This window comes from Pseudomonas sp. NFACC43 (assembly GCF_900119645.1).
In the GTDB taxonomy this organism is placed as follows: Bacteria; Pseudomonadota; Gammaproteobacteria; order Pseudomonadales; family Pseudomonadaceae; genus Aquipseudomonas.
The window spans coordinates 96,246-114,951 of record NZ_FPKK01000006.1 but is presented as its reverse complement, the minus strand read 5'-3'; the positions used below and the strand labels follow the sequence as shown (position 1 = coordinate 114,951).

General features: G+C 62.4%; 14 protein-coding genes. 10 read left to right on the top strand and 4 right to left on the bottom strand.

All coding sequences use genetic code 11. The features are described 5' to 3' along the window. Nucleotides 1-114 precede the first annotated feature (114 nt). The 5 genes from BT179_RS12440 (at nt 115) to BT179_RS12420 (ending at nt 9,711) form a co-directional block, all read left to right on the top strand. Nucleotides 115-2,565: a glycogen/starch/alpha-glucan phosphorylase gene (locus tag BT179_RS12440; RefSeq protein WP_072397933.1), complete on the top strand. Its 2,451-nt coding sequence runs from the start codon at nt 115-117 to the stop codon at nt 2,563-2,565. Between the two features lie 291 nt (nt 2,566-2,856). After that, on the top strand, nt 2,857-6,492 hold the full coding sequence (locus BT179_RS12435) for a DUF2339 domain-containing protein (protein WP_072397934.1): 3,636 nt from the start codon (nt 2,857-2,859) through the stop codon (nt 6,490-6,492). Continuing rightward, on the top strand, nt 6,489-7,865 hold the full coding sequence (locus BT179_RS12430) for a DUF3999 domain-containing protein (RefSeq protein ID WP_072397935.1): 1,377 nt from the start codon (nt 6,489-6,491) through the stop codon (nt 7,863-7,865). The genes BT179_RS12435 and BT179_RS12430 overlap by 4 nt, the downstream gene beginning before the upstream one ends. 235 nt (nt 7,866-8,100) lie before the next feature. Next, on the top strand, nt 8,101-9,111 hold the full coding sequence (locus BT179_RS12425; RefSeq protein ID WP_072397936.1) for a class 1 fructose-bisphosphatase: 1,011 nt from the start codon (nt 8,101-8,103) through the stop codon (nt 9,109-9,111). A 3-nt stretch (nt 9,112-9,114) separates the two neighbouring features. After that, nucleotides 9,115-9,711, top strand: coding sequence for a DUF924 family protein (locus BT179_RS12420; protein WP_072397937.1), 597 nt, complete (start codon nt 9,115-9,117; stop codon nt 9,709-9,711). 7 nt (nt 9,712-9,718) lie between these two features. On the opposite strand, the gene BT179_RS12415 is transcribed toward BT179_RS12420, so the two are convergent. The 3 genes from BT179_RS12415 to BT179_RS12405 form a co-directional block, all read right to left on the bottom strand. Next, nucleotides 9,719-10,051 carry a type II toxin-antitoxin system RelE/ParE family toxin gene (locus BT179_RS12415; protein WP_072397938.1) on the bottom strand — a complete coding sequence of 111 codons (333 nt, stop codon included), beginning with the start codon at nt 10,049-10,051 and terminating at the stop codon, nt 9,719-9,721. Then, nucleotides 10,048-10,320 carry a type II toxin-antitoxin system Phd/YefM family antitoxin gene (locus tag BT179_RS12410; protein WP_072431680.1) on the bottom strand — a complete coding sequence of 91 codons (273 nt, stop codon included), beginning with the start codon at nt 10,318-10,320 and terminating at the stop codon, nt 10,048-10,050. Before BT179_RS12410 ends, BT179_RS12415 begins: the two co-directional genes overlap by 4 nt. 138 nt (nt 10,321-10,458) lie before the next feature. Next, nucleotides 10,459-12,351: a methyl-accepting chemotaxis protein gene (locus tag BT179_RS12405; RefSeq protein ID WP_218163094.1), complete on the bottom strand. Its 1,893-nt coding sequence runs from the start codon at nt 12,349-12,351 to the stop codon at nt 10,459-10,461. Nucleotides 12,352-12,636: 285 nt separating this feature from the next. On the opposite strand from BT179_RS12405, the gene bamE reads away from it, so the two are divergent. After that, on the top strand, nt 12,637-12,891 hold the full coding sequence (gene bamE, locus BT179_RS12400; RefSeq protein ID WP_072397941.1) for an outer membrane protein assembly factor BamE domain-containing protein: 255 nt from the start codon (nt 12,637-12,639) through the stop codon (nt 12,889-12,891). A gap of 31 nt (nt 12,892-12,922) precedes the next feature. Continuing rightward, nucleotides 12,923-13,492: a lipocalin family protein gene (locus BT179_RS12395; RefSeq protein ID WP_072397942.1), complete on the top strand. Its 570-nt coding sequence runs from the start codon at nt 12,923-12,925 to the stop codon at nt 13,490-13,492. A 112-nt stretch (nt 13,493-13,604) separates the two neighbouring features. On the opposite strand, the gene BT179_RS12390 is transcribed toward BT179_RS12395, so the two are convergent. Next, a complete protein-coding gene (locus tag BT179_RS12390) occupies nt 13,605-14,969 on the bottom strand; it encodes a formimidoylglutamate deiminase (protein ID WP_072431678.1) in 1,365 nt (454 codons plus the stop codon). Between the two features lie 301 nt (nt 14,970-15,270). Between BT179_RS12390 and hutC the strand changes: the two genes are divergently transcribed. The 3 genes from hutC to hutU all read left to right on the top strand — a co-directional run bounded on the left by hutC (nt 15,271) and on the right by hutU (nt 18,616). Next, on the top strand, nt 15,271-15,981 hold the full coding sequence (gene hutC, locus BT179_RS12385) for a histidine utilization repressor (RefSeq protein WP_172679593.1): 711 nt from the start codon (nt 15,271-15,273) through the stop codon (nt 15,979-15,981). Nucleotides 15,982-15,989: 8 nt separating this feature from the next. Then, complete coding sequence (locus BT179_RS12380; RefSeq protein WP_256327884.1) at nt 15,990-16,547, top strand: HutD/Ves family protein; 558 nt, start codon at nt 15,990-15,992, stop codon at nt 16,545-16,547. A 380-nt stretch (nt 16,548-16,927) separates the two neighbouring features. Next, entirely contained in the window at nt 16,928-18,616 is a 1,689-nt protein-coding gene (gene hutU, locus BT179_RS12375; RefSeq protein ID WP_072431676.1) for a urocanate hydratase, read from the top strand. Nucleotides 18,617-18,706: the final 90 nt, after the last annotated feature.

Here is an 18,706-nt window from a genome sequence, read left to right as displayed (position 1 = left end):
TCCCTGACGGCAATTCTCCGACACTTGGGGAAAAACCACCGAACCAAGCGCCTTGACCGTCTGTCAGACCGTCTAGGCTCAGACAATTCCATGTCCGTTCGAGGTCTTAATTCCATGACTCAAGAACCACTTGTTCGCGAAGCTGAAGTCGCTGCGTTTCGCGACGCCGTGTTGACCAAACTCACTTATGCCGTCGGCAAGGACCCCGATCATGCGTTTGATCACGACTGGTTCGAAGCCATTGCCCTCGCAGCCCGCGACCATATGGTCGATCACTGGATGGACCATACGCGGCAGATCTATCGCAAGGGCCAGAAGCGGGTCTATTACCTCTCCCTGGAATTTTTGATCGGCCGCTTGCTGTATGACAGCCTGAGCAACCTCGGCCTGCTGGACACTGCGCGCGAAGCCCTGACCGAGCTTGGCGTGGACCTGGAGCGCATTCGTTTGCTCGAGCCCGACGCGGCGCTCGGCAACGGCGGTCTCGGCCGATTGGCGGCATGCTTCATGGAAAGCATGTCGACCCTGGGTATTGCCGGCCATGGCTATGGCATCCGGTATGAGCACGGCCTGTTCCGCCAGGCCGTGGTGGACGGCTGGCAGCAGGAGCAGACCGAGCACTGGCTGGATTTCGGCAATCCCTGGGAGTTCGAACGGCCGGAGGTGGTTTATACGATCGGCTTCGGCGGCAGTGTCGAGACCGTCACTGACGACACCGGCAAGACCCGGCAAGTCTGGTCCCCGGGAGAAACCGTACGGGCCATCGCCTACGACACCCCCGTGGTGGGCTGGCGCGGCGCCAGCGTCAACACCCTGCGTCTGTGGCGCGCCCGTGCCATGGAAGAGTTGCACCTGGAACGCTTCAACGCCGGCGACCACCTGGGCGCGGTGGCGGAAGTGGCCCGGGCCGAAAGTATTTCCCGGGTGCTGTACCCGGCCGACAGCACTGAGGCCGGCCAGGAACTGCGCCTGCGCCAGGAATATTTCTTCGTCGCCGCCTCGCTGCAAGACCTGCTGCGTCGTCATCGCAACATGCACACCTCGGTGCTGACCCTGGGCGACCATGCGGCGATCCAGCTCAACGACACCCACCCGTCCATCGCCGTGGCCGAGCTGATGCGCCAGTTGGTGGACGTCTATGACGTGGCGTGGGATGCGGCCTGGCAGATCACCCAGGACACGCTGTCCTACACCAACCACACACTGTTGCCCGAGGCCCTGGAAACCTGGCCGGTGGGCCTGATGGAACGCATGCTGCCGCGGCACATGCAGATCATCTATCTGATCAATGCCCAGCACATCGACTCGTTGCGGGCCAAGGGCATACACGACTTCGACGTACTGCGCTCGGTTTCGCTGATCGAAGAGGACAACGGTCGCCGTGTGCGCATGGGCAACCTGGCGTTCCTCGGCTCCCATAGCGTCAACGGCGTGTCCGGGCTGCACACGCAACTGATGCGCAGCACGGTGTTCTCGGAGTTGCACAAGCTCTATCCGGAGCGGATCAACAACAAGACCAACGGCATCACCTTCCGCCGCTGGCTGTTCCAGGCCAACGCCGAGCTGACATCGATGATGGTGGACGCCCTCGGGCCGAGCGTGCTCGACAATCCCGAGGAGCGCCTGATCGAGCTGGAGCCGTTCGCCGACAAGCAGGCGTTCCGCAAACAATTCGCCGAGCAGCGCCTGCACAGCAAGAAGGCCCTGGCGTACCTGATCCACGAGCGGTTGGGGATCGCCGTGAACCCGTCGGCGATGTTCGACGTGCAGGTCAAGCGGATCCATGAATACAAGCGTCAGTTGCTCAATCTGCTGCATACCGTGGCGCTGTACCAGGCGATCCGCGCCGAGCCGGAGGTGGACTGGGTACCCCGCGTGAAGATCTTCGCCGGCAAGGCCGCCGCCAGTTATCACCAGGCCAAGCTGATCATCAAGCTGACCAACGACATCGCCCGGGTGGTGAACAACGACCCGACGGTGCGCGGTCTGCTCAAGGTGGTATTCCTGCCCAACTACAACGTCAGCCTGGCCGAGAGCATCATCCCGGCGGCGGACTTGTCGGAGCAGATTTCCACCGCCGGTTTCGAGGCGTCGGGCACCAGCAACATGAAGTTCGGCCTCAATGGCGCGCTGACCATCGGTACGATGGACGGCGCCAACGTCGAGATGCACGAGCGCGTGGGTGGCGAGCACATGTTCATTTTCGGCCTGACAGCCGAGCAGGTGGAAGCCCGCAAGCGCAACGGCGAGTTCAGCGCAGCGCCGGACATCGCCGCATCCCATCGTCTCAACGACGTCTTGCAGGCGATCCGTGGCGGGGTGTTCTCACCGGACGATCCAATGCGCTACGCCGGGCTGGTGGATTCGCTGGTGGACTATGACCGGTTCCTGGTCTGCGCCGATTTCGATGCGTACTGGAACGCCCAGGCCAAGGTCGAGGAGCGTTGGCACGACTCCAAGCAATGGTGGCGCTCGGCAGTGCTTAACACGGCACGCATGGGCTGGTTCTCCTCCGACCGCACCATCCGTGAGTACGCCACCGATATCTGGAAAGCACTGGAATAGGCCTGGCTTCCAGAAATGTGAGCGAAGCCCAACGGCGGCTGGGCTTCGTCGATATACTAGGCGCCAGTTTCGCCGGGCTGTGTGGCCGGGCTCAGTCATTGGCAGCGATAACAATCCGATGTGGGAGCGAGCTTGCTCGCGATAGCGGTGTGTCAGTCAACCTGATGGTGTCTGTCATGCCGCTATCGCGAGCAAGCTCGCTCCCACAGGGTTTGTGCCCTTCCACTAGACTGATCCAGGCATCGCATCACCCCGGTCATGCCCGCAACGGGCCGCTTAGGGATATCGACCATGCAATGGATCTTGACGTTGTTGGGCCTGGCACTGGGCTGGGTGGTGGATGAGTCGCTGGCCGACGCGCTGATAGGCGGGTTGCTGGGGCTTGGCATCGCCCAGGGTGTCCGGCTGAGCCGTCTCGGCACCCAGGCCGCCAAGCAACAGAGCTTGCTGCAGGACGCCCAGAAAAACCTGCTGACACTGGAGGCCCGTCTGGCGCTGCTGGAGCGTGGCCCCGTTGCCGCGCCGAGCGAACCGACGCCAGCACCGCAGGTCGTAGTGGCCGAGGCGCCGAAACCCGAAGTGCGGACGCAACCCACACCAGAGCCGGAGCCGGAGCTGGTCTGGGAACTGCCGCCTGACCTTGCGCCCACTCCCGCGATGGCCGGCACACAAGCCAGCCAACCTTTGCCCGACGACCTCTGGCGTCCGGCGCCAACGGTGTCCAGGCGCGAAGCGCGCCGACAGGAAACCCTGGAAACGAAGGTTGTTGAACCCACTGCGCCCCGTGGCCCGAATTTCATCGAGCGGGCCATGGCGGGGGCGCGAAACTGGCTGTTCGGCGGCAATACCGTGTTGCGGGTCGGTGTGGTGCTGTTATTCCTCGGCCTGGCGTTCCTGCTGCGTTATGCCACCGAAGGCATGGTGGTGCCGATCGAGCTGCGTTACGCCGGCGTCGCAGCCAGTGCGCTGGGCTTGTTGGCCCTCGGCTGGTGGTTGCGCCAGCGCAACAGCAACTACGCCTTGATGCTCCAGGGCACCGGCATCGCGGTGCTGTACCTGACGGTGTTCGCCGCCATGCGCCTGCACCCGCTGCTCGACTCGAAGGCGGCGCTGGGCTTGCTGGTGGCGGTGACGGTGTTCTCGGCGATCCTGGCGGTCACCCAGAACGCCATGGGCCTGGCCGCAGCGGCCGCCCTGGGTGGTTTTGCCGCGCCGATCCTGACCTCCACTGGCAGTGGCAATCACGTTGCGCTATTCAGCTATTTCATCCTGCTCAACACCGGCATCCTGGCCATTGCCTGGTTCAAGGCCTGGCGCCTGCTCAACCTGATCGGCTTTGTCGGCACCTTCGGCATCGGTGTCGCCTGGGGCCTGCGCTCCTACACGCCGGAGCTGTTCTGGAGTACCGAGCCGTTCCTGATCGTGTTCTTCCTGATGTACCTGGCGATCGGCCTGCTGTTCACTCGTCGCAAATTGCTGGAAACCGCAGGCGCGCCTGAGGATGAGAGTCGCGAGGCGTTGCTGCGCTGGTCGGCGCGCAAGGGCGATTACGTGGACGGCACGATGCTGTTCGGTCCGCCGCTGGTGGGTTTCGGCCTGCAATACGCCCTGGTGCAGCACCTGGAGCTCGCCGCGGCGTTCAGCGCCCTGGCCCTGGGTGCGATCTACATGGGGCTGGCGCGGGTATTGATGGGCGGGCGAGCCTTGCTGCTGGCTGAAACCTGCCTGGCCCTGGGGGTGATTTTCGCCAGCCTGGCGATTCCCCTGGGGCTCGACGCCCGCTGGACTTCGGCGGCCTGGGCCGTGGAAGGCGCCGGGATCTTCTGGTTGGGGTTGCGTCAGCAACGACCACTGGCCAGGGCCTTTGCCTTGTTGCTGCAACTGGGGGCGGCACGTGCCTTCCTCGGCGAGGTGAGCCTTGGCGAAAGCAGCCTGCTCGATGCGCCTGCGCTGGGCAGCCTGATGATCGGTGGCGCCTTGCTGTTCAGCTTCCTTCAGTTGCGCAAGGCGGATCCCGCGCACACCCACGCCTGGGAGCGCCAGGGCCAGTCGGTGCTGGCGGTGTTGGGCCTGGGTTTCCTCTATCTGCTGGCCCCGTTGTTTTTCTTCACCCATGGCACCGCCATCGCCTGGGCATTGGCCGGCCTTGTGACGCTGTTCGTCGGCCTGCGCCTGCAATCGCGCAGCTTCCTGTTCACGGCGTTCGCCGTGCAACTGCTGGGCGGCGCGCTGTTCCTGATGCGCCTGCGCGGCGCCGAAGGGGACTCGGCGGCGGTGTTCGATGCCGGCTGGAGCGGTTTGCTCAGCGCCTCCCTGATCGGTCTGGCGTTGATCGGCGGCATGTTGCTGGCGGCCCGCGACGACATGGTGCGCAGGGACGTCCGGTTGTTGCGCGGCCTGTCGGTCGTGCTGCTGGCGGGGCTGGTGCTGATCAACCTGGCCGTGCTGTTTGTCCTGCCCTGGCAGACGGCGAGCGGGGTATGGGCCGCCAGCGGCCTGCTGATCATCTGGCTGAGCCTGTACCTCAAGCAGCGCATGAGTTTTGTCTTCGGCCTGCTGTTGCAACTGGTGGGCGGCGCGGCGTTCCTGATGGCGGGGCCGGCCTTGCTGGGTCCGCTCGACGCCGAGGATCTGCGCCCTCTGGCCCACAGTGGCTTCTGGACGCCAATGGTGCTGGGGTTGGCGGCGCTGATCGGTGCATGGCGGCTGCAGCGGGATCGATCGGGCACGGCATTCGATGCCTTGAATTTGCAGCGCCTGTCCGAATTGCTGCTGGTCTGGGGCGCCGGCTGGTGGGCCCTGGCGTGGGTCAGCGAAGTGCTGCGCTTCGCCCCGGCGAACCTGCAGGGCAGCCTGCTGTTGATCGTCGCAGCGCTGAGCGTGGCGGTATGGACCGTCCTGTCGCAGCGTTTGAAATGGCCGGCGCTGGGGCTGCTGTGCACCTTGCTGGTCCCTGCGGCGGGCTGTGTGTTGGTTGCGACCTGGCACAGCCGCTATCACCCGGCGGCAGACTACGGCTGGTTGGCCTGGCTGCTGGTGTTCGGCGTGCATTTCCTTTCCCTGAAGCGCCTGGCCACGATGCTGCCGACCCAGGTGCGCAGTACCGCCCATGTGCTCGGTTGCTGGCTGTCGATCGGCGTGCTGGCGTTGCAACTGCGTTACGGCCTGCTGTTGTTGTCCGAGCAGTACAACGCTTGGCGCTGGCTGGGTTGGGCGATTCTGCCGAGCCTGTACCTGGTCCTGATGGCCGCGCCACGCGCCTGGCCGTGGCCAGTCTCGGCCCAGCCGCGCGAATACCGTGTCTACGCGGCGGCGCCGCTGGCCCTGCTGATGCTGGGCTGGTTCTGGCTGGCCAATACCTTCAGCGACGGCACCGCCGAACCCTTGCCTTATGTACCGCTGCTCAACCCTCTGGAGCTGGGCCTGCTGTTCGCATTGTTCGGCGTCTACGTGTGGTCCCGCAGCGCAGTGGCGCAACTGGCGATCCGCTGGGCCCATGCCGGGCAGGTGGCGCAGTTGGTCGCCGGGGTGTCGCTGTTCGCTTTCTTCACGGCGGTGGTGATGCGCAGCGCCCACCATTGGCTGGACGTACCGTTCGAACTGGATGCGCTGCTCGAATCCATGTTCGTGCAGGCCGGCTTGTCTATCGTCTGGACGCTGATCGCCCTGGGCCTGATGATTGGCGGGCACCTGCGGCATCGGCGCGAGGTGTGGCTGATCGGTGCGGCGTTGATTGCCGTGGTGGTGGCCAAGCTGTTCTTTGTCGAATTGAGTAACCGTGGCGGTCTGGCGCGGATCGTGTCGTTTATCGGTGTGGGTGTGCTGTTGCTGGTAGTGGGCTACTTCGCGCCACTGCCGCCCAAGCGTCCGGAAACGGTTCCGCCGACCGAGCCGCCGATGCCTGTCAGTGGGGGAGTGTCATCTTGAGTCGCAAGTTGAGTCGGATCGGGCTGGGAGTGGTGGGGTTGTGGGCGACATTGTCGGTCGTGGCCCAGGAGAGGCCAGCGGACTTCGCCCACCAGGTGCCACTGGCCTTGAGCGGTGAGGGCCCTTGGTATCGTCTTCCGTTGCCCCTGGAGGTCCAGTTGCAGGCGCGCCAGACCGACCTGAGCGACCTGCGGGTATTCAACGCGGCCGGGCAGGCCCAGGCTTATGCCCTGGTTCGCGAAACCGCCCAGAGCCGGGAAAACCGGACCCTGACCGAGGTGAAGTGGTTTCCCCTGTACAACGCCGCCGATGACAACGAGCGTGCGCCCAGCGTGCGGGTGCAATCGAACGCCAATGGCACGCTGGTGGAAGTCCAGCCGTCCAGCCGCCTCGAAGCAGGGGAGGAGGAACTGCGCGGCTGGCTGTTGGACGCCAGCGCGATCAAGGCGCCCCTGCAGCAACTGATCCTGGACTGGACCAGTGAGCGCGACGGCTTCCAGCGGTTCACCATCGAGGCCAGCGACGATCTGCAGAACTGGCAATCATGGGGCGAAGGCCAGGTGGCACGATTGACCTTCGCCGATGAGCGGGTCGAGCAGCATGAGGTGAGCCTGCCGGGGCAATCGGCCCGTTACCTGCGATTGCTGTGGGAGTCGCCGTCATCGGCCCCGGTGCTGACCTCGGCGCAGTTGCAAAGCACCCGCCAGGAAAACCTGCCGCTGCCCTTGGCCTGGTCGCAACCGCTGGCCGGCAGCACTGCCAAGGCCGGTGAATATACCTGGCAGTTGCCCATGGGACTGGACATCGAACAAGTGCAGGTGGAACTGAGCCAGGCCAACAGCCTGGCGCCGGTGATCCTGGCCGGTCGGCGCGAGAGCAGCCATCCGTGGCAGCCGCTGGGCAGTGGCTTGCTGTATCGCCTGACCCAGAACGGCCAGGATGTGGTGCAGGACCAACTGCAGCTCGACGGCCAGACCGTTCAGCAATTGAAGCTGACAGTCGATGAGCGCGGCGGTGGCCTGGGCGACAAGGCACCGGCGTTGCGCTTTGCGGTGCGCCCCAGTCAGGTGGTGTTCCTGGCGCGTGGAGAAGGTCCCTTCAGTCTGGCGCTGGGCAGTGCCACCGTGAAGGCGGCCAACCTGCCCTTGACGACACTGGTGCCGGATTACCGTCCCGCGCGCCTGGCGACCCTGGGGACGGCAACGGTGAATGGCACGGTCCGCGCCATCCCCGCCGCTGCAACCGCGACCACCCCGGCCCCGGTCGAGACCAACTGGAAGAAGATCGGCCTGTGGGCGGTGTTGCTGCTCAGCGTATTGTTCCTCGCGGCGATGGCCTTCAGTCTGCTGCGCAAACCGCCGGTCAAGAGCTGAGGTGCGTTGATCGCGAGCAAGCTCGCTCCCACAATAGACCGCGTTCGTCGAAACAACTCAGTCAACTGTGGGAGCGAGCTCGCTCGCGATGGCGTTCTCTCAATCGTCAGAAATATCCAAGCGAGCCGCCACCCCGTGAACTCAATCCTCCATTCCCCGTCTCATAGGAGGAATTAAGTCCCGACTCGCGCTAAACTGCGCAGGTTTTTCCGCCCCCTATTCTTCGGAGCCGTCCATGTCCCGCGTTACCTTGAGTCGCTATTTGATTGAGCAGACCCGCAGCAACAACACCCCTGCCGATCTGCGCTTTTTGATCGAAGTGGTGGCGCGTGCGTGCAAGGAAATCAGCCACGCCGTATCCAAAGGCGCACTGGGTGGCGTCCTGGGCAGCATGGGCACCGAAAACGTGCAGGGCGAAGTGCAGAAGAAGCTCGACGTGCTGTCCAACGAAATCCTGCTCGAAGCCAACGAATGGGGTGGTCACCTGGCCGGCATGGCGTCCGAGGAAATGGACAATGCCTACCAGATCCCGGGCAAATACCCCAAGGGTGCCTATCTGCTGGTGTTCGATCCACTGGACGGTTCGTCGAACATCGATATCAACGCGCCGGTCGGCACCATCTTCTCGGTACTGCGTTGCCCGAACGAATACCTGAGCCAGAACGAAGCCCTGAATGAAAAGGCTTTCCTGCAACCAGGCACCCAGCAAGTCGCCGCCGGCTATGCCATCTATGGCCCGCAGACCATGCTGGTGCTGACCCTGGGCGACGGCGTCAAGGGCTTCACCCTGGACCGCGAGATGGGCAGCTTCGTACTGACCCACGAAGACATCACCATTCCTGAAACCACCCAGGAATTCGCTATCAACATGTCCAACCAGCGGCACTGGGAAGCTCCCGTGCAGCGCTATGTCAGCGAGCTGCTGGCCGGCGAGGAAGGCCCGTTGAAGAAGAACTACAACATGCGCTGGGTCGCGGCCATGGTTGCCGACGTGCACCGTATCCTGACCCGTGGCGGCCTGTTCATGTACCCGCGCGACAGCCGCGAGCCCTCCAAGCCGGGCAAGCTGCGCCTGATGTATGAAGCCAACCCGATGTCGTTCCTGGTGGAACAGGCCGGCGGAGCTTCCACCGACGGTCACCAGCGCATCCTCGACATCCAGCCCGAAGGCCTTCACCAGCGCGTAGCGGTGTTCCTCGGCTCGAAGCAAGAAGTGGCGCGCGCCACGGCCTACCACAAGGAGTGAAACATGGCCGAGCCCTGGCAGCCGTTGCTCGATTGGTGGTTTGGTTCAGCCGAAACGCCGGACGAAATCGCGGCCGACAAGGGCAAGCTGTGGTTTGGCAAAGGCCATGATCGCCAGGCGCAAGAGCGCTTCGGCGATCAGGTCGAGCAGGCACTGGCCGGCGGATTGACCGACTGGGCGCAACGCCCGGAAGGTTGGCTGGCCCTGGTGCTACTGCTCGATCAGCTTCCGCGGATGATCTTTCGCGACACCCCCAAGGCTTTTGCCGGCGACCTGCGTGCCCAGGCGCTGGTGGCCCAAGGCCTGGCGGCGGGGTTCGAGCGCCAACTCAAGCCCATCCAGCGCGTATTCATCTACCTCGTACTGGAACACTGCGAAATCCTCGCGGTGCAGAACGAAGCCGTGTCGCGGTTTATCGAGCTGGTTCGAGAGCAGCCCGAGGCGGAGCGGGCAGTGTTTGAAGACAACCTGGACTATGCCGAGCGACACCAGAAGATCATTGCGCGGTTTGGACGGTTTCCCCATCGCAATGCGGTGTTGGGGCGCGAGTCCACGGCTGAGGAAATGGAGTTTTTGAACAAGCCTGGGTCGCGATTTTAGCGAAGTTCTAAGAGTCGCTTCGAAGCAAGCGTTTCATTAGCAACGCGGGCAAGCTCTTGCGGCTATCGGCGATGATGTGGATGTAGATCGTTTGGCCTCGCACTTCATAAATGATCCTATTCATTCCTGAAAGGATCTGTCGATATTGACCGAGATTAAGCCTTTCAATTTCTTCCGGGATCGATCCCGCAAAAGGCAGTGTTGCTAGATGACGGATCGCTGCTTTCAGACTGGCATAGGTGTTTTGCCATGTTTGAGAAGAAAACCGCTCGATTAGATAAACGCGGAGCTCTTTAAGATCTGTTTCGGCCGATTGAAGGATGACAACCTTTAAGCTCATTGAGTGTCAGCCCTGTCCAGCTCAGTGAAGACATCCTCAACATCCTGAAAATTACCTTCTTCAATTTCACGGTTGCCCATGGCCAATAGCTTCAACAGCGCCATGGTGTCTTCTTGTTCTTCGAAACTTTTCACATCCATGACTACGAGCTTGGCTTCACCGTTTTGGGTGATGATCAAAGGCTCTCTACTCTCTGTGATGGTCTTTACGATTTCAGCCGTGTGGCTTTTCAAATAGCTGATGGGTTTGATTTGGGATGACAGCTTCATGGCGTAAGCCTCGAAAGATTGAATGGACTGAGTTTAGTCTTAATTCAGTCTTGAGTCAGGTAGCGCTGACCAAATGTCTGTTTGCGTAGGCTGACATACCCCATCGCGAGCTTGCTCGCGACGGGGTCAGTCCAGGCACTAGATCCGGAAACTACCCACCAACTGCTTCAACCGCGCCGCCTGCTGCTCAAGATCGGCACAGGCCCGCAAGGTGGCCTGCAGGTTTTCCACGCCTTCCTGGTTCAGGGTGTTGATCTCGGTGATGTCGACGTTGATCGACTCCACCACGGCGGTCTGTTCTTCGGTGGCGGTGGCCACGGACTGGTTCATGCCGTCGATTTCACCAATACGCTGGGTCACGCTGCCCAGGCGTTCGCCGGCCTGGTTGGCGATGCCGACGCTGCTTTCGCTCTGGCGCTGGCTGTCGGTCATGGTCAGCACCGCTTCCCGGGCGCCCACTTGCAGTTCTTCAATCATCTTCTGCACTTGCTGCGCCGAATCCTGGGTGCGGTGGGCCAGGTTGCGCACTTCATCGGCGACCACCGCGAAGCCGCGCCCGGCTTCACCGGCACGGGCCGCTTCGATGGCGGCGTTGAGGGCGAGCAGGTTGGTCTGCTGGGAAATGCTGGTGATCACCTCAAGAATCTGGCCGATGTTCACCGTGTTGCTGTTCAAGGTTTCGATGTTGCCGCACGAATCGCTGATCTTCGCCGACAGCTGCTGCATGGCGGTGATGGTCTTGTCTACCACCTGCTGGCCATCCTCGGCCAGGTTGCGGGCCTCGCTGGAGTGCTGCGAGGCGAGGGCGGCGTTCTGGGCGATTTCCTGGGCGGCGGCGCCGAGCTGGTTGATGGCTGCGGCAACGCTACTGGTGCGCGAGGCTTGCTGGTCGGAATTGAACATCGAGGAATTGGAGGCACTGACCACGCGCAGGGCGACTTCGTTGACCTGGCCGGTGGCCGAAGCCACTTCGCGGATCGAGGTGTGAATGCGTTCGACAAAGCGGTTGAACGATGTGCCCAGGGCGCCGAATTCGTCGTGGCCATGGATGGTCAGGCGCCGGGTCAGGTCGCCTTCGCCTTCGGCGATGTCATGCATCGCGCGGCCCATGGTCAGCAATGGCTGCATCAGCACGCGGATCAACATGCCCAGCAGGGCAATGATGAACACCACGGCGATGGCCATGGCGATCAATGCCGAGGTGCGGAATTCGCTGAGCATCGCCAGCGCCGTGTCCTTGTCCAGTACCAGTGCCACATACCAATCGGCGCCCGGCACGCCATTGACGCGGGTGAAGGACATGAACTGGGTCTTGCCGTCGAGTTCGACTTCCTTCATGCCCGGGCTGACTTGTGGTGCGCCGTTGGGGTAGGCCTCGGCCAGGGTCTTGAGCACACGCTTGCTGTCGGGGTGGATCAGGATCTTGCCGTCGGCGCTGACGATGAAGGCATGGCCATGGCCCCCGAAGTTCAGCGAGTTGATGATGGCGCTGACGCTCGACAGGTCGATGTCCGCACCGGCCACGCCGATCATCTGGTTCTGATGCTGGACCGGGGTGGCGACAGTGATCACCAGTTTGCCGGATGAGGCCGCGATGTAGGGTTCGGTGACGATGGTCTGTTGAGCGCTGTTGGCGGCCTTGTACCAGCCACGGGCACGGGGGTCGTAGTCGGCGGCGCGATTACCGGCCGGAACCGAAAACATCACGCCGTCGGTGCCGCCGAAGTAGCTGAGCTGGAAATTGCCGGTGTACGCCGGCAGGCCGACCGCGCGTTTGAGGCTGTCGGCGCTGCTGCCGTCCACGGCGATCTGCTGTGCCAGCGACTGGAGCAACTGGATGCGACCCTCGACCCAGGTCTGGATGTTGCGGCTGGTCAGGCTGCCGAGTTCCTGCATGGAGGTTTCGGTGCTGGTGTGCAGGCTCTGGCGCTGGCGATAGTCGTTGAACAGGATGAAACAGGCGAATGCGACGGCCACCACGAGGGCGGCAGCCAACAGAATTTTGTGGCTGAATTTCATGTTTCTGGTCATTAAGAAAGCTACCGAACAGAAGCTGGTCAGGAAGGGGGCGTCAATGTGCCATAACGCGATTTTTGGCGCTGGTCTTTTTATCGGCTCCCCGGCGTCGCGATTCAGGTGCTGATGACGTATTCCCGACGAAATGCACGACGCCGTCACAAACTGGTTGATTTACCGACGAAGTGCCTGGGTTTGGCCCAATAAATAGCCGGTTCCCCGGGGAACCAGATGACGGTTTTCTCTTCTAAGGTTCTGGTTGGCACCCTGCCACCTCCCTTCCGCTCCAGGAGTTACCCGATGTCCCTGCGTTCTATCGCGTTGTTGTCTTTGTGCGTCTTTCTGGCCGCCTGCAGCAAAGTCAACCAGGAAAACTATTCGAAGCTGTCGGCCGGCATGTCCAAGGCCGAAGTCGAAACGTTACTGGGGAAACCGACCGATTGTTCGGGCGCGCTCGGCATGTCCAGTTGCACCTGGGGCGACCAGAAAAGCTTTATCAGCGTGCAGTATGCCGGTGACAAAGTGTTGATGTTTTCCGGCCAAGGCCTGAAGTAAACCGAGGCCAGAGGCCTGCGGGAGAAAAATAATGATGCGGTTATTGTTAGTGCTTTTAGCTGGCCTGGTACTGGCCGGCTGTGCCACTTCTGGCGAAGACCCGTTGGCGCCCAAGACCGTCAACAGTGTCAATCTCAAGCGTTACCAAGGGACCTGGTACGAGTTGGCCCGCCTGCCAATGTATTTCCAGCGCAACTGCGCGCAATCGGAAGCTCACTACACCCTCAAGCCCGACGGCAACCTGGGTGTACTCAATCGCTGCCTGACTTCGGACTGGCAGTGGGAAGAAGCCAAGGGCACCGCCAAGCCACAGGTGCCGGGCAAGACCGACAAGCTCTGGGTCGAGTTCGATACCTGGTTTTCCCGCATCCTGCCGGGTGTGGCAAAGGGGCAATATTGGGTGCTGTACGTCAGCGAAGACTACAAGACCGCCATCGTGGGTGACCCGAGCCGACGCTACATGTGGCTGCTGTCCCGTACGCCCACCGTCAATGTCGACGTTCGTGAAGAACTGCTCAGCAGGGCGCGCCAGCAAGGCTACGACACGACACGGTTGATCTGGCGTGCGTCGGATCGGCAGATGGCCCGAACCTCGGATTGAACCGCTTCGAAGAACCCCTGTGGGAGCGAGCCTGCTCGCGATGACGGGCGTCCAGTCAACCTCGTGTTGAATGCGAAGGCCTCATCGCGAGCAGGCTCGCTCCCGCATTTCGTCAGTCCAGGAGTTCGCGCAAGACTTGGGCAAACGCCCGGGCGCTTTCTTCTTCCCCGGCATGACGTCCATCGCGCACGACCCATTGCCCGCCGACCATCACATCACGCACCTGACGATCCCCGCCGGCAAACAGCCAGCGATTGAGTATCCCGTCGCCCCTGGCAGTGGCCAGGTAAGGGTCGTTGCCGTCGAGCACCAGCCAGTCGGCGCGTTTGCCGACGTCGAGGGCACCGACCGCTTGCCCCAGCGCCTGGGCGCCGCCTTCCAGGGCCGCATCGAACAAGGTGCGGCCGACCATTGGCTGGTCTGGTCGATACAGGCGGTTGCGCCGTTGATCCCGCAGGCGCTGGCCGTATTCCAGCCAACGCAATTCCTCCACTACGCTCAATGACACATGGCTGTCGGAACCGATGCCCAGGCGTCCACCTTGGGCGATGAAATCCACCGCCGGGAAAATACCGTCGCCCAGGTTGGCTTCGGTGGTCAGGCACAGGCCGGCGATCGCCCGGCTCCTGGCCATGAGGGCGACTTCGTCGGCGTTGGCGTGGGTGGCATGCACCAGGCACCAGCGCGGGTCGACCTCGACGTTTTCGTACAGCCATTGCAACGGACGGGCGCCACTCCAGCCCAGGCAATCGTCGACTTCCTTTTGCTGCTCGGCGATATGGATGTGCACCGGGCAATGGCGGTCGCTCGCGGCCAGCACGTCCTGGATCTGCCCGGGCGTCACGGCACGCAATGAGTGGAAGCACAGGCCTAGCGCCTGGGTCGGTTGTGCAGCCAGAATCGGCTGCAAGCGTGTTTGCAGCTTGAGGTAGTTTTCGGTGCTGTTGATGAAGCGGCGTTGCCCTTCGTTGGGTGCCTGGCCTCCGAAACCGGAGTGGCTGTAGAGCACTGGCAGTAGGGTCAGCCCGATGCCGGCCGCCTGGGCGGCGTGGCTGATGCGCAAGGCCAGTTCAGCCGGGTCGGCATAGGGTGTGCCGTCGGTATCGTGGTGCACATAGTGGAATTCGGCGACCGAGGTGTAACCGGCCTTGAGCATTTCGATGTACAACTGCCGGGCAATGATGCCCAGTTGATCGGGGCTGATTTTCCCGACGAGACGATACATCAGGTCGCGCCAGGTCCAGAAACTGTCGTTGGGGTTGCCCGCCACTTCCGCCAGCCCGGCCATGGCCCGTTGGAAGGCATGGGAGTGCAGGTTCGGCATGCCCGGCAACAACGGACCTCCCAGCCGTTCGGCGCCGTCTGCGTGGGAGCCGGCCTGGACATGAGTCAGGACGCCAGCGGCGTCGACTTCAAGACGTACATCATTGGCCCATCCACTAGGCAGCAGCGCGCGTTCGGCAAAAAAGGCGGGCATGGTCGAACCTCATCGTGCGTAATTTGTATATACATATACAGACGTTTGCCTGGCCGGTAAACTCCGGCAAGCTAATGTCCTGTTTCATAGATACGTTCTTTTTTGATGTGTGGCTCTTGTCGTCAGGCAGGCGCCGCGCCGAGTCATAGCAGGCTGTGGCGAGGAGCGGCAACGCAGGATGACGGCAAGAGACGCCGTCAAGAAGGAATAGTGTCTGGGCTACAGGACATTTGTAATCTCATTCGCAGAACAGGGAACCGCCGTGCCGACTCCGCCTGCCAAACCACCAATTGCCGCGAACATGGGCGACAGTCCGGCGCCCTTGTACGCCCGCGTCAAACAGATGATTACCCAGCAGATCGACAGTGGAAACTGGCCACCGCATTACCGCGTGCCATCGGAAAGCGAACTGGTCAGTCAGTTGGGCTTCAGTCGCATGACCATCAACCGCGCCCTGCGGGAGATGACCGCCGACGGCCTGCTGGTGCGCATGCAGGGGGTCGGTACCTTCGTGGCTGAACCCAAGAGCCAGTCCGCTTTGTTCGAAGTGCATAACATCGCCGACGAAATCGCCTCCCGTGGCCATCGCCATACCTGCAAGGTCATCACCCTGGAAGAAGAGGCCGCCGGTTCCGAGCGTGCCCTGGCCCTGGAGATGCGCGAAGGCCAGAAGGTGTTCCATTCTCTGATCGTGCATTTCGAGAACGACATCCCGGTGCAGATCGAGGACCGTTTCGTCAATGCGCTGGTGGCGCCGGACTACCTCAAGCAGGATTTCACCCTGCAGACGCCCTATGCCTATCTGAACCAGGTCGCGCCGCTGACCGAGGGCGAGCATGTGGTGGAGGCGATCCTCGCCGAGCCGAGCGAGTGCAAGCTGCTGCAGATCGAACGGGGCGAGCCGTGCCTGTTGATCCGTCGCCGCACCTGGTCCGGGCGCCAGCCGGTGACCGCCGCGCGCCTGATCCACCCCGGTTCCCGTCACAGCCTGGAAGGTCGGTTTCATAAATGACGAATCAGATGACAGTTCTGCGGGCTGCGGACTATCCCCGCATGCCCTGGAAAAACGGTGGCGGCAGTACCGAGGAAATCACCCGTGACGCCGGCACCGGCCTGGAAGGTTTCGGCTGGCGCCTGTCGATTGCCGATATCGCCGAGTCGGGCGGTTTTTCCACCTTTGCCGGCTACGAAAGGATCATCAGCGTCCTGCAGGGAGACGGCATGACGCTGAACGTCGATGGCCAGGCCACGCGACCTCTGCATCCGCTGGACCCCTTTGCCTTCAGCGGCGAGAGCCATGTGCATTGCACCTTGCTGGGCGGGCCGATTCGCGATTTCAACCTGATCTATGCCCCCCAGCGTTTTCACGCGCGGTTGCAATGGCTGGGAGGCCAGCAGCGGTTTTTCAGCGAGGCGCAGACGGTGCTGGTGTTCAGCGCGGCCCCGGGGTTGGCGATCAGCGTTGGCGAGTCCGCCGTTAACCTGGGCCTCTACGACTGCTTGCAATTGAGCAACACCGGGCTGCTGGACATCACCAGCCACGGCCAATGCTGTGTGATCGAGCTGACGGCCCGCTGATTTCCGACGAAGTGCTTTAGTGGCGAGGGAACAAGCTCCCTTGCCATAAAGGCTCCGCTCTCGTTGTTCCCGCTTTGCACCAACTTGTTACCGAATGCCCCAGCGTGGCGCAGAACCGCGCTCTCGTAACCTGTCAGTCCTGTTCACAAATCCCTCCTTCAGAAATTTCATCTGGCTCTGGAGCCGCTCAATCACGGGGCTTTCAGCCAAACCTAAAGTCTCCTGCAAGCCTGTCATCGACAAGTTGGCCGCTTGATTGCATATGCTTGTACATACAAGTAAAGACGTATGCGTATGAGTCACCTTCACTCAGCGCAACGTCCGCAGAAATAGCTGCCCTGTCCGGGCTGGTCTGGATTGATCGCTGAGGAGTTTTTGCTGTGACCGACGCTACCCGCAAAACCGAAAAATACCGTGACGTTGAAATCCGCGCTCCCCGCGGTAACACCCTGACCGCCAAAAGCTGGCTGACCGAAGCGCCGCTGCGCATGCTGATGAACAACCTCGACCCGGAAGTGGCCGAGAATCCCAAGGAGCTGGTGGTCTACGGTGGCATCGGTCGCGCGGCGCGCAATTGGGAGTGCTACGACAAGATCGTCGAAAGCCTGACCCACCTGAACGACGACGAAACCCTGCTGGTGCAATCCGGCAAGCCGGTGGGCGTGTTCAAGACCCACGCCAATGCGCCACGGGTGCTGATCGCCAACTCCAACCTGGTGCCGCACTGGGCCAGTTGGGAACATTTCAACGAACTCGACGCCAAGGGCCTGGCCATGTACGGCCAGATGACCGCCGGCAGCTGGATCTACATCGGCAGCCAGGGCATCGTGCAGGGCACTTATGAAACCTTCGTCGAGGCCGGTCGCCAGCACTACGGCTCCAACCTCAAGGGGCGCTGGGTCCTGACCGCCGGCCTGGGTGGCATGGGGGGCGCCCAGCCGTTGGCCGCGACCCTGGCCGGTGCGTGCTCGCTGAACATCGAGTGCCAGCAGGTCAGTATCGATTTCCGCCTGAAAACCCGCTACGTCGACGAGCAAGCCAAAGACCTCGACGACGCCTTGGCGCGCATCGAGAAATACACCGCCGAAGGCAAGGCGATTTCCATCGCCCTGTGCGGGAACGCTGCCGAGATCCTGCCGGAAATGGTCCGTCGTGGTGTGCGCCCGGACATGGTCACCGACCAGACCAGCGCCCACGATCCCCTCAACGGCTATCTGCCGGTCGGTTGGACCTGGGACGAATACCGCGCCCGCGCCAAGACCGAGCCCGCCGCCGTGGTGAAAGCCGCCAAGCAATCGATGGCGGTACATGTGAAAGCCATGCTGGCCTTCCAGAAAATGGGCGTGCCGACCTTCGACTACGGTAACAACATCCGCCAGATGGCCCAGGAAGAAGGCGTCGAGAATGCCTTCGACTTCCCTGGTTTCGTCCCGGCTTATATCCGTCCGCTGTTCTGCCGCGGCATCGGTCCGTTCCGTTGGGCCGCGCTGTCCGGCGATCCGCAGGACATCTACAAGACCGACGCCAAGGTCAAGGAACTGATTCCCGACGACGCCCACCTGCACAACTGGCTGGACATGGCCCGCGAGCGCATCAGCTTCCAGGGCTTGCCGGCGCGTATCTGCTGGGTCGGGCTGGGCCAGCGCGCCAAGCTGGGCCTGGCTTTTAACGAAATGGTACGCAGCGGCGAATTGTCGGCGCCGATCGTCATCGGTCGCGACCACCTGGACTCCGGTTCCGTGGCCAGCCCCAACCGTGAAACCGAATCCATGCAGGACGGTTCCGATGCCGTCTCCGACTGGCCGCTGCTCAACGCCTTGCTCAACACCGCCAGCGGTGCGACCTGGGTGTCGCTGCACCATGGTGGTGGTGTTGGCATGGGCTTCTCCCAGCATTCGGGCATGGTCATCGTCTGCGACGGTACCGATGAAGCGGCCGAGCGGATTGCGCGCGTGCTGCACAACGACCCGGGTACCGGGGTAATGCGCCATGCCGACGCCGGTTACCAGATCGCCATTGATTGCGCGAAGGAGCAGGGGCTGAACCTGCCGATGATCACTGGCAAATAACCCCGGGCCCCTTGTGGGAGCGAGCTTGCTCGCGATGAGGGAGTGTCAGTCAACAGCATTGTCTGCTGACCCACCGCTATCGTCGGATCG